The organism is Pseudohongiella spirulinae, from assembly GCF_001444425.1.
GTDB classification, from domain to species: Bacteria; Pseudomonadota; Gammaproteobacteria; order Pseudomonadales; family Pseudohongiellaceae; genus Pseudohongiella; species Pseudohongiella spirulinae.
Genome location: NZ_CP013189.1, coordinates 1,153,605 through 1,170,246 on the forward strand (window position 1 = coordinate 1,153,605; position 16,642 = coordinate 1,170,246).

Annotated in this window: 6 protein-coding genes; 1 reads left to right on the forward strand and 5 read right to left on the reverse strand. The window is 55.3% G+C overall.

Features of this window, described 5'->3' with window-relative positions; all coding sequences use genetic code 11:
• Positions 1–46: 46 nt before the first annotated feature.
• From recD to PS2015_RS05305, 4 genes are read right to left on the reverse strand one after another with little or no spacing between them, the layout of a single operon-like run.
• Positions 47–2,041 carry an exodeoxyribonuclease V subunit alpha gene (recD, locus tag PS2015_RS05290; protein WP_237113388.1) on the reverse strand — a complete coding sequence of 665 codons (1,995 nt, stop codon included), beginning with the start codon at positions 2,039–2,041 and terminating at the stop codon, positions 47–49.
• Positions 2,042–5,746, reverse strand: a complete 3,705-nt coding sequence (gene recB / locus PS2015_RS05295; RefSeq protein ID WP_058021245.1) for an exodeoxyribonuclease V subunit beta — start codon at positions 5,744–5,746, stop codon at positions 2,042–2,044.
• Positions 5,743–9,135: an exodeoxyribonuclease V subunit gamma gene (gene recC / locus PS2015_RS05300; RefSeq protein ID WP_058021246.1), complete on the reverse strand. Its 3,393-nt coding sequence runs from the start codon at positions 9,133–9,135 to the stop codon at positions 5,743–5,745. Before recC ends, recB begins: the two co-directional genes overlap by 4 nt.
• A 47-nt stretch (positions 9,136–9,182) precedes the next feature.
• A complete protein-coding gene (locus PS2015_RS05305) occupies positions 9,183–10,793 on the reverse strand; it encodes an amidase (RefSeq protein WP_237113389.1) in 1,611 nt (536 codons plus the stop codon).
• A gap of 315 nt (positions 10,794–11,108) precedes the next feature.
• Between PS2015_RS05305 and PS2015_RS05310 the strand changes: the two genes are divergently transcribed.
• Entirely contained in the window at positions 11,109–13,535 is a 2,427-nt protein-coding gene (locus PS2015_RS05310) for a DUF5916 domain-containing protein (protein ID WP_058021247.1), read from the forward strand.
• Here the strand turns inward: PS2015_RS05310 and PS2015_RS05315 are convergent.
• A complete protein-coding gene (locus PS2015_RS05315; protein WP_058021248.1) occupies positions 13,532–16,642 on the reverse strand; it encodes an AAA family ATPase in 3,111 nt (1,036 codons plus the stop codon). The genes PS2015_RS05310 and PS2015_RS05315 overlap by 4 nt on opposite strands.

The following is a 16,642-nucleotide window of genomic DNA, read 5'->3' on the forward strand; positions in this document are numbered from 1 at the left end:
CTGCGCATTCCCTGTAAAAGACAGAATGAGACTGAGACTCGTTAAATCACGCCTGAATGGGTCTTGTGTCACGGAGCAGCCCACTGGTCCGAAAGACCCGGCGAGATATCGCTTTGCGCATCAGCTCTGCATCCCTGGCAATCAAGGTAAAACGCTCTGAGGCGCGGGTGACAGCGGTATACACCAGCTCGCGGGTCAGCACAGGGCTGTCGAAGTCAGGCAGCACCAGCGCGGTGTGCGCGAATTCAGATCCTTGTGATTTATGCACGGTCATCACAAAGGCAGTCTGGCAGGCTTGCAGCCGGGCCGGTGATACCCACCTGACCTGTTCTGTGGAGGCGACGGGGAAGGCTACCCGCAGCACCAGATTGCCGTTGGCGTCGGGGCAGGGCAGTGCGATGCCGGTATCGCCGTTCATCAGGCCCAGGTTGTAGTCATTGCGCGTCAGAATGATTGCGCGTCCGCTGTACCATTCACTGTCTGTTGGTCCGGTTCCATGTTCCAGGCCGGCGCTCTGAAGCCAGCCGGAGATCTGTTGATTGAGCACTTCAGTGCCCCACTCAGAACTGTGAATGGCGGCCAACAGCCGAAAACGGGCAAACGCATCCAGCACCTTAGCGGCCCAGTCGTTCCAGGTCTGGCTGTCGCTGTTATCGGCAGCAGGCTGCTGCGTGGTGATGACATCGAGGTAGTGGCCATAGCCATGCGTCTTGTCCAGCACCAGACGCCGCAGACCCGGATCATTATAAGCTGTCACCGCCAGGTGTCGCAGTTCGCTGTAGGTACCCTGCAGAAGATCGTCTGGCGAATCTGACTGTTGATTGACCGCGTTGGCCAGTGCGCCGATTCCGGGAACCTGTCCAAAGCGGTGGCTGTAACGCAGCATGGTGATTGCCTGATCCAGAGACTGCCCGTCATCATCCCGACAGGCAGCAGGAATTGTCTGGCCGCTTGCCTGTTGTAACCATTCGGCAGTCTGCCTTGTATAGTGCGCACGATCAGCGCGTTCACACAGGCTGCCCAGTACCGCCCCGGCTTCCACGGATGCCAGCTGGTCTTTGTCACCCAGTAATATCAGTCGACAATCAGCAGGCAGCGCCTCCAGTAGCTGTGCCATCAATTCGATATCAACCATCGAAGCTTCATCGACAACAACCACATCAGCCGACAGAGGATTGCCGGCATGATGGCGAAAATGGCGGCTGCCCGGCACCGATCCGAGCAGTCGGTGAATAGTGCTCACTTCATCTGGTATCACCACACTCACAGGCAATTGTTGCAACTGCCTGCTAATGGATTCGCTCAGTCGGACAGCTGCTTTGCCCGTTGGTGCGGCCAGTCGGATACGCAAGGCCTGCGGTTTGTCATGCAACTGAGTCAGGGCCGCCAGCAGACGGACAACCGTGGTGGTTTTACCAGTGCCCGGACCGCCAGTGATGATCGAAAATGGATTGGCTGCGGCAACGGCGCAGGCGACTTTTTGCCAGTCGCAATCATCAGTAGTATTACCGAAAAGCTGGTCAAGTATTTGCCGAAGGTGTGCTGTGTCCAGCGTTATTGTTTGTTTCAGGCGTTGATTAATCTGTTTCAGGATGGCCTGTTCATACTGCCAGTAGCGACGCAGGTAAAGCAGGTGTTTTGACTGCTCAGGCGGCAGCACCATCGGTGTGTTGCCCTCGCCGGCGCCTGTCAGTAACGGGTTTTCAAGTTGCCTGAGCCAGTCCTGCAGGTTTAACTGCGCCAATAGCTCTGCAGGTGATACCGCCGGCTGACGATGCTTGCCGTCCGGTGGCAGCGACAGGGCACGGTGCGGGTCGGCCAGACAATGCGCAAGATCCAGGCAAGCGTGGCCATGGCCATTCTGATGGCTGCACAGCGCTGTCGCTAACAGCAGCGCGGGAGAAGCGGCCTGCGAGTTGATTGTCTGGGTGTGAATAAAACGCGCCAGTTCCAGATCCAGCCAGCGAATCCAGCCCGCATCCGCCCAGTCTTCCAGGGTGGCAAGCATGGCGTCGGCATTGTTCAGTGGGTGGGCGGTCACTCAAAGTCCTCCGCTGAAGATCTGGTCAAGCCGATCGATAAATTCCGCGGCTGGTCTGTCGAAAACCAGGCCCTGTGATTCCGACTGCCAGCCACGCAGAAAGAAATACACGGCACCACCGATGTGCTGATCATAATGATAGTCACTCAGACGGCTGCGCAGCAGGCGGTGCAGAGCCAGCAGATATATGGCGTATTGAACGTCATAACGGTGTTGCAGGACTGCCTGCTGCAGCGCTTCGGGGTGATAGTCGGCGTCTGTGCGGCCCAGATGATTGGACTTCCAGTCGGCAACATAATAACGACCATTGAGGCAGAAGGTGAGGTCGATAAAACCTTTTATCATGCCATTCAGTGCGGCTGCCTGTAGCGGCGGACGAGGTGCGCCAGGCATCAGAAATCGGGTGCAGAGTTGATCGATCTGCATGGTATCAACGCGGTTGGCTGCAAACAGAAACTCCATTTCAGCCTGCACTTCTTTTAACTCTCCCAGCGTGAAATCGCTGCCATCACGGAGCCTGAAGCGGCATTGTAAAAAGTGTTTCAGCCAGCCATCCAGTCGCGTTTTTTCGTCTTTCCAGTCACGGACCTGACAGCGCTTATCAATGACCGACAGTCGTTCATCATCATTCAGTGCGGCTTGTTCGAAGCCGGCATCGCAGGCCCATTCCAGCAGATCATGCAGGAACGTGCCTTCTCTTGGACCGCGTGGAAATCCGTGCAGTCCGGGATCCAGACGATTGAATTCACGTTTGCCTCTGCTCAATGGGATGGCGCTGACATCACGGCCTGACTGCTGTTCTTCCAGAGCCTGATCGATACTGGCGGCCTCCGGTTCGCTGTCATGTGCACCCGCTTTAATGGCCGAATAACTGGAGATCCACCAGGGCGTTGGCGGGCGGTGCCGGGCCGTGGCTGCTGGTTTGCGCGCAGTGGACGCCGGGCTGGCTGGTTGCCGCCATTGCGAAGATTCAGGAACAGGCGGATATTCGCTGATGTTCTGCACAGTGATCTTATCGCACTGTTCAGCCAGCGTTGTCAGGGTTTGGCTGAGGCTGATGCTGTCCAGTTGATTGCCGCCAGACAGCAGGTAGCCAATGCCACTTCTGTGAGTGAGCGAACTTTTGTTGCTGCCTTGTGAAACCAGTCCCACACCAATCCACAGGGCGTGTATGGCTCGCGTCATAGCCACATACAGCAGACGCATGTCTTCAGCCAGACGCTCGTTATCGGCCTGCTGTCGACTGTCACTGTGTTTGTCGCTTTTGCTGATTTCAAGCTTTCTCTGCGAAGGTTTGTCAGGGTCCGAAATCGTGAATGGCTTGTCTGACTTCTGGTCGCGCCAGTTGGCCGCATAGGGCACAAATACCAGAGGGTACTGTAAACCCTTGGATTTATGGATTGTGACCACTCGAATCAGATCCTCATCGCTTTCCAGACGCAGTATTTCTTCCTGACCGGGATTCTCCAACATGTCACTCAGATGTCGAATAAGCGCCTGTTGTCCCACGTGGTTAACACTCGCCTGTTGCAGATATTCAGCCAGGTGTAACAGATTGGTAAGCGCGCGTTCGCCATCGGGCTGGCGCTGCAGGCGCCGGGCTAACTTATAGTGTTGCATCAGTTCTCTGAGCATGGGCAGTACACCGTCGCGCTGCCAACGCTGCTGCAATTGACGGAACAGTTCAGTCTGCTGCTCCCAGGACTGTTCATTCAGATAGTACGCCTGCAGTTGCCACAGGGGCAGATCCAGAGAGCGGGTGGCCAGTGCTGCCCGGATCAGACGCTCATCACCGGGCTCGGCACAAGCGTGCAACCAGCGCAGCATGTCATCGGCTTGAGCCGATGCAAACACCGATTCACGATCCGATAGATAGGCGCTGGCCAGGCCCTGCTGCTGCAGCGCCTGCCGGATTGACGAGGCTTCATTGAAGTCTCTGACCAGGATGGCTATATCGCTGGGTCTGACTGGTGAGCTGTCATCACCCGTAAATGTCCAGTGTTGTTTGCTGTCCAGAATATCGGCAATTTGTGCCGCACAGATGGCTGCCATATCCTGCAGGTATTGTGTTTTACTGACTACACCGTTCTCCGGTTCTGAACATTGCAGATTCAAAAAAGTCAGTGCCGGGGCGGAACCAGATGGTGTGCTTAAAACTTCACGACGGCCGTTGGCGTTAACGGGCAAAAAGGGTACAGGGTTCTCATTACCAGTCTTGAAAAGGAAGGCGCCTTCCGGAAAACTTTCAGCATGACCGAAACAGGTGTTTACACTGTCTACCAGGGCCTGACTGGATCGGTAATTAGTGTCCAGGTGATAGTGTCGGCCAGACGTTGCCTGGCGTGCTGTCAGGTAGGTATGAATATCGGCATTGCGGAACGAATAAATGGATTGCTTGGGATCACCAATCAGAATCAGAGCCTGCTCTTTTCTGTTATCCGCAATACGGTAGATGCGATCAAAGATCCGGTACTGCAGGGGATCGGTGTCCTGGAACTCATCGATCAATGCGACCGGAAACTCGGCTCTGATCTGGGCCGCCAGGTGGTCACCGCGGGGTCCCTGCAAGGCCCGATCCAGTTGCAGCAGCAGATCGTCAAAACCCAGTTCTGCCCGCGTTTGAATCCGTTGCTGCAGGGCTTGCTCCAGCCAGTGCCGGGCGTGCTGCATGATCAGTGAGCGAGGCGTGGGTTGATTTTCATCGTTTGCCAGTTTCACCGATTCAGCCCAGCGATCAATAGCGTGCATGGCGATATGATCAGGCGCCGTGTAGCCGTTTTTCAGTTTCATGCCTGTTGAGCCAAAACGAAGCAGATTTTTGGGGCTGGCCTCGCCTTGCGCCCAATCCAGAAGTTGCTGTTTTAGCTGCGCGAAGTCGGCGTCATTTTTGGCTTCGGCGTAGGACTTAAGGTTCATTCCGGGCCGCAGTTGATCCAGCAATGTGTTGAGTTCATCCCAATGCTGCAACCACAGCGAGCGTGCTCTTGCCAGTTCGTTATTGACGGTACTGTTGGCATTTACAAATGGATTGAGTGTCTCACTCAGTGAATCGGCGATAGGCAGTGGCTGATCCCGGTAGGTGATGACCGTATTGGTTTTATTAAGCAGTGGCCGGACCGCCTGTAGCAGATCATCAGGGCTTTTGAACGTATCTGCGATCAAAGCGGCGGTCTCGGCTGATAGACTATAAAAATGCTGACGCCAATAATCCCGAATCAGTTCTGCGTGAATATCCTGCATGCTGGTGGTCAGCGTTTGCTGAAACAAGGTGCCGCTGTCGAATGCGTGTTCGCGCAGCATGCGATAACACCAGCCGTGAATGGTTGAGACTGCCGCCTGATCCATGGACTGCACCGCCTGAGTTAACAGTCTGGCGCATTCGGGCCATTTGTCACTCGGGTAACTGTCGCGCAGAGCCTGCAGTGAAGAATCGCTGCAGGGATCGTTTGCCAGAAAGCATAGTGCAGCGTCCGCCAGGCGGGCCCGGATACGATCTTTCAGCTCCTGGGTGGCGGCATCAGTAAATGTTACCACCAGAATTTCTTCGGGTGTCAGCAGGCGCTGGAAGGCCTGCGCCTGGCCGTGCTGCAGGACCAGTCGTGTGTAAAGCAGCGCAATGGTATAGGTTTTGCCCGTGCCCGCGCTGGCCTCAATCAACTGGCTACCGTACAAGGGGAAAGTTAAAGGCATCAGCTTTTGTGTCATGCCTCATCTCCCTGACGGTACTGATGCCAGAATTCAACCATGGGCGCATACAGCTCGATTGAGGCCTCACGGAAACCGGCCTCCAGCATGGTTTCAAAATCCGGCCAGAGTCGATACAAGGCATAGCTGCTTTGCATCTCGCCGGTGCCGACAAAGCCGCCTTCGTATTGAGCGATGGCTTTTGATGGCGTGTCCTGATTGTCAGCGGTCAGCCAGGCGCAACCGGTTTTCACGGCGGTGGCCAGGGGCTTGTCGAGATTTTGCGTCCACAACGCCAGCAGATCCGTCAACAGCCTGACGGCCTGATCAACTGGCACGGATGGCAGTGTCACCTGATGTGTATCCGGCCCAAGAATATGCGTGCGTGTCGGTCCACTTAACTGCGCGGCCAGATGAGCTGGCCAGAGACGTGCCAGGTAGTGCCATTTAATGCTGGCTGCTTTCTTGCCGCTGCTGGCACCGTCCCAGATTTGTCCGCTGATCATTTCAATTCGAATCCGTTCACCCTTGTCATTCAATAGAATATCCGACAAACGATCAGTCAGGCTGAGCGGTGAATCGGGCAGCTGTATTTCAACCTGACCTTCGCTGCGAACCGTGAATTCGCTGGTCAGAGCCTGAAAGCGCTGCATGGGTCTGAGCAATGGATCAATCAGGCGGCGATGCTGTAGTTCAGCAAAGCCGGCCATTGGTAGCTGGCCCTGGCGCTGAAGGCGATGCATGGCTGCTTCCAGCAGCGTCTCCACTGACAATTCCGGTGAGTCAGATTGCATGATGTTGCGGATTGTGTGATTGATCATCTGGTTCTGTAATTGCCAGCGTTGCAGGCCGTCGATATCAAAGCATTCATCATCTTCAACATCGATATTGGCGTCACGAAACACGGTGCCGAGTGCCTGCTCAAAATACACGGCGGCGGGGTTTTTCAGCAGGGCGCTGAGCTGTCGTATTCTGATCGCATCAGGTATTGGTGTTGTGACTGCTCTGGCCAGCAGGTAGTCAGGTGTCTGTTCTTGCTGCGTTGGCTCGGGCTCAGCAGTGGTTTGCCATTCATGGGCATAAGTGTGCCATGGAGTACCCTCCGTAAAATAACGCTGGCTGAACGGTTGCAAAGGGTAGCTGCGCGTGAGTTTTTCCACATTACAGCGCTGTGCCAGATAGTCTCTTAACTGGGCAACCAGTACGGAAGGCGGCCGTTCGCTGTTGTCGCGGATGTTCCTCCCCGCCCAACTGATATACAGCGAATCGCGCGCGGACAGGATGGCTTCCAGAAACAGGTAGCGATCATCTTCGCGGCGCGACCGGTCGCCGGCGCGGTAGTCGTGGCGCATCAGGTCAAAATCAACAGCGGGCACCTGACGCGGATACTCGCCGTCATTCATGCCCAGCAGGCAAATATGACGGAACGGGATGGCCCGCATGGGCATCAGGGTGGCAAAGTTGATGGTGCCAGCCAGAAAGCGTTGATTCAGATCGGCGGAATCCAGCGCTGAGAGAAAATGCTCGCTGACCACGTCCACAGGCAGCGGCTCGTGAAAGTCCGCCTCATCGCATTGTGCCAGCCACTGTTGCAGTTTCTGCTCGGCGCGGCTTACTAAAATCTGTTCGCGGTCATCCTGGGGGACAAAAAATTCATGTATCAGTTGCGTGATGCGCGTTGTCCATTGCTCAACGTTAGCAGGCTGCATAAACAACGCGCGATAGTGCGCCAGGCGCTGCAGAATGTGGCTGACTGTGCCAACCAGAGCAGCGTCCAGTCCGCTGACTTCATCATAGGGTTCAATATCCTGCCAGGCCTCGCTGTTGCCGGCGGCATAACCCAAGAGCATCCGCCGCAGGCCAAATTGCCAGGTGTTCTGATCAAGTACATCCGGGTCCTCGCTACAAAGCAGCTCCTGTTGCAGACGTTGCTGGCCATCCAGTCCCCAGCGGATGCCGGCACCGGCCACCCAATTGTGCAGCAGGCTGTGGTCGGCTGCCTGCAGACCAAACGCTTTCTGAATGGCGGAAATATCCAGCAGATCCAGCAATTCACTGACTGTGAATCGTGATCGATGCAGGGACAGCAGCATTTCCAGCGCCTGATAAACCGGTGCACGCTGGGTCTGGCCCTGGTCAGAGACGGTGAAAGGCAGGTAGCGAGGATCATCGGGGCGCAGGCGACCAAACACGGCCTGTATATGCGGCGCAAACTGGTTGATATCCGGCACCATGACCAGAATGTCACGCGGATGCAGATCAGGGTCTTCGGCCATCAGATCCAGCAGGCGATCCTGCAGAATTTCCACTTCGCGCTGACGGCTGTGAGCAATATGGAAGCTGATGCTGTGGTCGTCTGGCGACGGCGCGGCCAGACTGCTGAGTTCGGAGCGACTGCGCAGGTAAAAAATGTCGGCATGAAGCTGTCCCAACAGGTTCGATTCATCCGGGGCCTCAAATAAATCCAGTGCCAGTTTATTGGCCGCAAACAGTTGCTCATAGGCGCTGCGTTCATCGTGTTCGGCCAGCAGGCGAAGATAGTCTCGTCCCTGGCGGCCCCAGGCGGCTAACAGCGCATTACCGTGATCAGAAAGTGCATCGATGGTGTCACCCCAGTACTGTTCGCTGGGGTTTTGCACGCACAACAGAATCTGGCTGACATTGGCGATAGCGGCCAGCACTTCCAGAGTCTGCTTTGGCAGAGAGGACAGTCCAAAGACAATGACGCGGCGCGGCAGTGAGTGGGAGCCGGGCTCTAATCCGGCCTGGCATGTCGCCAGAAAATCAGCGTGAATCTGTGCCCGGCCATTGTGTCGCTGTGAAGGGGGAATGTCAGCCTGTACGCGCCGCCACAGCTCCGCCTGCCACTGCTGGCTGTCCGGCAAGGTCTGATGCTGGTTGAGGCGGGTAAACTGATCCTTGCCTGCAGTCCAGTCATTGAGCCAGTCGGCGCGGTAGATCTGGTACTGATCCAGCAGGTCAGCAAGGCGCTGAGCCAGTTGGAACAGTTTGCGCTGGCTGCGATCGTCTGCCAGAAAATGTTTCAGCGTGGCAAACCGGGGTTCTTCAAGCAGGTCTGGCAGCAAGCGCAACAGTCGCCAGGTCAGCAGTGGTTTGTCGTAAGGAGAGGTCTTGGGCAAATCACCCAGCACCGCCCGATAGGCGTCCCAATGAAAACGCCCGGGCAAATCAATATTCAGGGCGGCGGCGATGCCACAACCCGCTTCGTCACTGCCGTCATCGTCTTGTGCCAGAGCAATTTTCAGCCATTGGGCAACACCGTTGCTTTGTACCAGGATGATGTCATTTTCCAGCGGATTCAGCGGATTGCGTCGCAGCCACTCGACAGTGACCCGGCGCAGGCTTTCAAGGCGGTTGCTTTGCAGCACCATAAAACCGCTTTGTATCATCGGGCGTGTCCCTGCAATTGAATAATCCGGTCGGCCATCAGGCCGCTTTAACGGCGGGCAGATTCCCGGGCTGCGCTCAGGCGTTCATAGTCGTGAGCGATGCTGATCAGCAAGGGCTCAGAAAAAGCCTGTCCCATAAAAGATATACCCACGGGCTGGCCGTTGACATAGCCCGCTGGCACAGTAATGGAAGGGTAGCCGGATATCGCCGCCAGACCAGAGCTGGAGACATAATTGACCGATGCACCGTTGTCACCGTTTTCCAGATCAATCAGCCATCCCGGGCCGTTACTGGGTGCAACAATAGCATCCAGATTGTCGGCGCTCAATGCTTCGTTCAGCAGCTCTTGAGCCGTGTTTTTTGCGAGTCGCAAGGCGTTGTGATAAGCCGGCTCGTCCAGGTTGCCCTTGGCCTGGGCCTGCAAGAAAATCTCCTGGCCAAACCAGGGCATCTGCAAGCGCTCATTGACCTCATTAAATCGTATGATGTGTTCCAGGGATTGATAAAAGCCGCCCCGGCTCTGCAGGTAGCGATTCAGTCCGTCTTTAAACTCATAGAGCAGAACCTGATAACTCGCCGCACTCATTTCATTGTTGCCGCCCAGCGGGATGTCGACAACTGTGGCTCCGGCCTCACGTAATATGTCCAGTTGCGCCTCCATCAGAGCATCGACCTGAGGGTTGCGCCCGAACAGACTGCGCATCACACCAATACGTTTGCCTGTCAGGCTGCCATCCAGCAGATAATCACTGTAGTCGAGAGTGCTGCGGGTCTGATCATTGTCAGTGATGGCGTCAGACGGGTCAGCACCCACCATGGCGCCCAGACTGAGGGCCGCATCAGCAACCGTGCGCGTCATCGGGCCGGCGGTGTCCTGACTGATGGCAATCGGGATGATGCCGCTTCGGGATATCAGCCCCAGAGTTGGTTTGATGCCAACAACACTGTTATTGCTGGCCGGACAGATGATGGAGCCATTGGTTTCGGTGCCGACGGCGATGACCGTCAGATCGGCAGCCACGGCGACGGCTGACCCTGAGCTGGAGCCGCAGGGCGTGTGCGCTGCCGAATAGGCGTTGCGGGTTTGACCACCGCGTGCTGACCAGCCGCTGGATGATTCGGTGGAGCGGAAGTTGGCCCACTCGCTAAGGTTGGTTTTGCCCAGTATGACGGCACCGGCGTCGCGTAGTCGCTGAACCACAAAAGCATCACTGGCAGGTGTTGGCATATGCAGCAGCGCCAGGCTTCCGGCCGTGGTTTTCATTTGGTCAGCGGTGTCGATATTGTCTTTCAGAAGCACAGGAATGCCGTGCAAAGCGGAGCGTTCCCGTCCACTGGCGCGTTCCTGGTCCAGCTCCCGGGCAATGCGCAGTGCATCAGGATTGACCTCTACGACAGCGTTATAATCAGCATCCAGACGGGCAATGCGATCCAGATAATGCTGCACCAGTTGTTCGGCGCTCAGCCGTCCGGTGCGCATCAGATCCTGAAGATCATTGACAGTGGGGTCTGGCGGGACAGTGTTTAAAGCAGGACTTGCGGTGTTTGACTGCAACATCTCAATCTCAGTGGCGGGCGTCTGTGAGTCCTGACAGGCCACCAGCACCATGAGTGCACCAAGGGTGGCCAGTCTTAAGCCTGTGGTTATGCACCTCACTCTTGCTGCACCGCGTCAGCTTCGGCCATGCGGGCACCGGCCAGCGTACTGAGGCTCAGGATGAAATAACTGGCTTTCAATCGGAAATTCATTATTATTCTCCTCCCCGTCGTCAACTATCGTTACAGTTTAATGTCGGTCGACGGTTCGATTATTGAGTAATTAAACCGGGCTGGCAAGGGATTGAACCTTTGAATACAACCGCCCATTCACAATTGGACAATATTTGCTGCAATTCGTTGAACGTCGTGTTGCCGCAATTCCGCTATACTCAATCAGTTTAATTTCACATATTCAAATTACAGGAACGTTGTTTTGAAATCCCTCTTACATCTGTCTATCGTCGGCATTATGGCCTCCCAGACCTGGCAGCTTGCCTCTGCACAAACTCCCGGACCTTCCGCTGATCAGAGCGTTGCCCGGTTCGGTCGTGAGACCCAGTTACCTCTGCAACGCGTTGCGGATAATGTCGATATTAGTCTGGATGGTATCCTGGATGATGACGTCTGGTCCGGCCTGACGGTCTACAGTGGCTACGGCGTGGTAGACCCGGAAACATTGGAGGGGGTTCCCTACAGGACTGAGATTCGTATTTTTTACACTGACCGAGGTATCTATGTTGGCTTTGATATGGAACAGCCCAAAGATACATTAGTTCGGCGGATCACGGCTCGCGATAACCGTATGGAGAATCGTGATCGAATTACCTTCACCCTGGACAGTTCCGGTGAAGGTCAGTACGGCTACTGGATGAGTTTGGCGCTTGGTGACAATCAGATGGACGGCACCATCTTGCCGGAGCGCCAGTACGACAGTCAGTGGGATGGTGCCTGGTATGGGGCAACCGCAGAGACAGATGACGGCTGGTCAGCAGAATTTTTTGTACCATGGGGGCAACTGGCAATGCCGTCACGAGACGGTGAGCGCCAAATCGGGTTCTATTCGGAGCGTGCTGTCGCTCACCTGAATCAGTTCTGGGCGTGGCCGGTGATTGCGCGCTCAGATCCCATCTTTTTGAGCAATTATCCGCGACTGGTCCTGGATGATGTTAATCCGCGGCAGCAGTGGAGTCTGTTTCCGTCTGTTGCTTCAACCTACGATGAGATTGATAGCACCTGGGATCATCGTACCGGCGTTGACGTGTTCTGGCGCCCATCCAGTAATTTTCAGATGACTGCCACCCTGAATCCTGATTTTGGTTCTGCCGAAGCGGACGATGTAGTGGTTAACCTGACCGCCACTGAAGTGTTTTTCCCTGAAAAACGACTGTTTTTTCAGGAAGGTCAGGAAATTTTCAATGTCACCTCGCGCGCCAATGGCAGATCCGGCAAGCGCTTTACCATCTTGAACACCCGCCGGATTGGCGGCCGTCCACGCACGCCGGAGCTGGAACCAGGGGTGTCATTAAGCGCACGCGAACGTATTAAGAATTCCGACTTGCTGGGTGCCGTCAAAGCAACGGGTCAGGCAGGCAACATTCGTTATGGCCTGTTGACCGCGCTTGAAGACGATACGCAATTTAGGGCCAGCAATGGTGAGCGTGTTGAGCAGACTGGGCGGGACTTTACCGCTTTTCGAGTGTTATATGAGGATGCAGGCGGCGGAGCGGCCTATCGTGGTCTCGGTTACATCGGTACATTGGTGGCCCACAACGAGTCCGATGCCGAAGTTCACGCAGTAGACTACCGTTACCTGACGCAGGGCGGTATTTGGAGTTTTGATGGCGCGGTAGTGACCTCGGATTCCGATGACAAAGGGCAAGGCTATGGCGCTTTCACTGATATTGTGTATTCGCCTCGACAGGGATTTACTCACACCCTGAATCTGACCTACCTCGATGACACCATCGATATTAATGACTTCGGTTATCAGGATCGCAATAATGTCTGGGAAGCCTGGTATCGCTTCGAATGGGTCAAGACTGGTCTGACCCGTGTGCGTGATATTCGTGTCAGTCCTTTTTTGCGTTATGAGGAGAGTCTGGATGGGGACAGGACCAATAATGCGATCCCCGTTGTCAGTACTAACATAACGCTGAACAACCTTGATCGCATCAATCTGAATTTTCAGTATTTCCCGAAGCGTTATGACGATTTGAACAGTTTCGGGAACGGTACGTTCTCAACCCGGGAACGGGTAAACGGCAGTATCAACTACCGCACCAACACGGCGTTGCCGTTCAGTTGGAATGTCGGTGTTGGCCGTTCGGAGGAATTTGCCAGCGGCAATAGCTACAGATACGACCTTGGCGTGAACTATCGTCCGCTGGCCAATTTGAACATGTCTGCCGATGTGACCTATCAGGAGCGCGGCGGCTGGCTGTTGCATCAGGGTGATCAGCGCTTTACGGCTTTTGATACCAACCAATGGGAAAGCAACCTGCGTCTGGAATATTATCTGACTGCTAAACAGCAGATCAGTGCCGGCATGCAATGGATCGGCATCAAAGCTCGTGGTGATCGCTATTTCCTGTTGCCGGCTGACGCACCCACGCGAAATCGCGATTTGGTTGAAGTAGCCCAGCATGCCGGCACGCCTGGTGACTTCAGTATTTCGCGGATGAACTTCCAGCTTCGTTATCGCTGGGAGATAGCCCCTTTGTCAGATTTGTTTATTGTCTATAACCGCAACAGTAATCGTCGCGTTGGTATCTTTGATTTCCGCGATCAGTTTGATGATGCCTGGGAGAATCCGCTGGCCAGCCAATTGGTGATAAAGCTGCGATATCGTCTGGGTACTTAATCGACGGCTTTGATGCCCGGTCCTTGCAGGCGACTGCGCCCGCCGGCGACCGGGCTGACAACAATTTGTGTGGCAATGCGTTCTTTGAGCGCATTGACATGCGATATCACACCAATCAGTTTGCCTTCCTGCTGCAGACTGGTCAGTGTTTCCAGCGCCGTCTCCAACGCTTCCTCGTCCAGGGTTCCGAAACCTTCGTCCAAAAACAGAGAATCCACTCTGACATTGCGACTGGCCATGCGTGATAAACCCAGCGCCAGCGCCAGCGATACAATAAAGCTTTCGCCGCCCGACAGGTTTTTGGTGGAACGGATCTCGCCTGCCTGATAATTGTCGATGACATTAAGGTCCAGCGGTTGGCCTTTGTCACGGGTCAACAGATAGCGATCTGTCATCTTCTGTAGCTGCACATTGGCATGTTGAATCATCAACTCAAAGGTCAGGCCCTGGGCGAAATTGCGGTACTTCTTGCCGTCGCCTGAGCCAATCAGATCGTGCAGGCGTGCCCAGCGCTCCGTCTCAACTTTTTGCAGGTCAATTTTCTCTGACAGTTGCTGTTGCTGCTTGCGCACATATTCATTGGACTGCAGTTGCTGGCGTCGGGCACCGAGTTTTTCCTGCAAGGTGCGGGTCAGACTGTCCTGCTTGCTGGTCTTTTCCTGCAGCGTGCTTAGCGGCTCTTCTGTCAGTGCTCTGGCCAGCTCATGGTCCAGCTCTTGATGAGTCTGATCCAGAGCCCCGCGCAGGGCCGTACCCTGTTGCTGAAGTTCACGGTCAGATTTTTCCAGGGCGCGTCGTTCCGACTCATTTAACTGCGCTGCTTTGAAGCTGGCCTCGTCAGCAAATTGCTGACTCTCAAGCGCAGTGCCGAAGTCGTCTTCGAGTGTTTGCAGCCTGGGTGCGCGCGATTCGAGGCTCTGCGTGTGTGTCTGTATCTGCTGATCGCAGCGTTGTTGATCCTGTTCGGTCTTGAGGTGCTGCGTGCGAATCTTCTCCAGGTGCTGCTGCGCCTGTTCAACGGCTTTCTGCAGGCGGGTTTCTTCCTGCTCAGCATTCTTTTCGCCCAACATTGAGTGGCGCTGCTGGCGCAGTTCCGCCAGCAGCTGCTCCTGTTTGTTGATATCGGCTTTGATCAGCAATGCATCGCGAATCAGCAGGGTTTGTTGCAGCTCTTTCTGACTTTGTTTAAGTGCCAGTTCACACTCGTCAATAGCCTGCAGGGTGTCTGAGATTTGCTGCTGTTGTTTGTGCAGAGATTGCAGGCAGGCGTCTGCGGCTTCGGTATTGTTGGCAAGCTCAAATTCATTGCATAATGCTTCGATGCGCAGTGCCAGTTTACTCAGCCTGTCCTGCAGATCTGTTTTCTGCCGGATCAGAAATTCACGTTGGGTGCCAAGCTTGATTTGGGTTGTATGGTGCTGACTGCGTTTTTGCTCACTCGTAAAGAGTTGCTGTTCGGCCTGATCAATTTCCTGTTGCACAGAGTCAAGATTGATATCGGGCAAATGCTCTGCGTAAGGATGATCGGTAGCGCCGCAGAGTGGACAGGGCTGCTGCTCTTCAAGTTGGGATCGAAGGTTTTCCAGATCAATAAGCCGCTGCTTCAGTTGTTGTTGCTGGCGCAGGGCGTTCAGCGTTTTTTTATGTGCCGACACTAGTTCATCAGCCTGCTGTAGTTCCGTCAGGCAAGTCGACAGGGCATCGTCAGTCCCGACTGAATCCTGCTCAATGCCTGTCAACTGGCTGTTCAGCTCGGTCTGTTGAGTCATCAAGCCGCGCAAGGTGTCAACATCAGCGATCTGCCGCGACAGGGTCGTCTGCGCCGCGCGCCATTGGGCGGCGGTTTTGTCCTGCATGATGCCGTCAAGTTTGAGTTGGCGCTCTTCAACGGCTTTTTGTGCAGCGAGCAAATGCTGTTCAGCAATGCTCTGATTGTCCGGCAGCTTGATCTTGTCCGGCAGGGCGTCAGCCAGTTTATCGTGCAGGCTGAGCAGATTCTGCTGTGCGTCAGCCATGCGGCTGTCCAATACATGCACCTGTCTGAACAGTGGGCGCATTTTCTCCAGCTCTGTGCTGGCTTGCTTGCTGGCCTGCCGGGCCTCAGTCAATTGAGCCTGTTCTGTTTGCAGAAGGTTGATCAGCTCCGGCAACCTTGCGCGGGCTTTGTTCAGCTGTTGCTGCTCCGATTGCTGGTCGCTGCGCAGCGCCGTCAGCGTGGCATAAACAGCACTTATCTCCATGGCGCGATTGGCAGCTGCCAGCGTGTCGCGTGAAGCATGAAACGCTTGGTCCTGTTGCTTCCAGCGATCCAGTTCTGCGTTGAGTCGTTTCAGTTTGTTAGTCAATTGTTCGCAGTTCAGTTTCCACTGCTGTTGCTCACGCAGTTTGTTCAACGTGGCCGTTTCTGTCTGCAACTGGCCGGACAGCGTGTCGATTTCGGTGCGCAGTTGCGTCTCTTCTTCTGCGCTGAGCAGGCGCATGCCCTGCAGCTCTGCCGTGAGCATTGACAGCTGTTGTTTTGCCTCACTTAGTCGCTCGTGCACGGCAATGGAGATGTCACTGTAGATACGAGTGCCGGTGATTTTTTCCAGAATGGGGGCGCGATCATCGGCATCGGCGCGCAGAAAGGCAGCAAAGCCGCCCTGGGCCAGCAACATGGACTGTGTGAAACGCTCAAAGTCCATGCCCGTGATGTCGACGATGCGGGCACCGACGGTGCTCAGTTTGCTGTCGATGATTTTGCTGCTGGTGGCATCTGCCAGTTCGTGTTTGGCATGCTGCAATTTGGCACCCGGCTTTTTGCGCGCGCGATGTTGGGACCAGTGGGCTTGATAGACGCCGCTTTGGGTACTGAACGTGACTTCCGCGAAACACTCGCCGGTCTGCCGGGTCATGATTTCATTGCCGGAAGCGGTGATATTACCCAGCCGTGGTGTTTGTCCGTACAAAGCCAGGCACATGGCATCCAGCAGGGTGGATTTGCCCGCGCCGGTGGGGCCGGTAATGGCAAATATGCCGTCACTGGTGTAGGCGGGGTGAGTCAGGTCGATGTTCCACTCGCCGGCCAGAGAGTTAAGGTTTTTAAAACGGATGCTGAGGATGCGCAT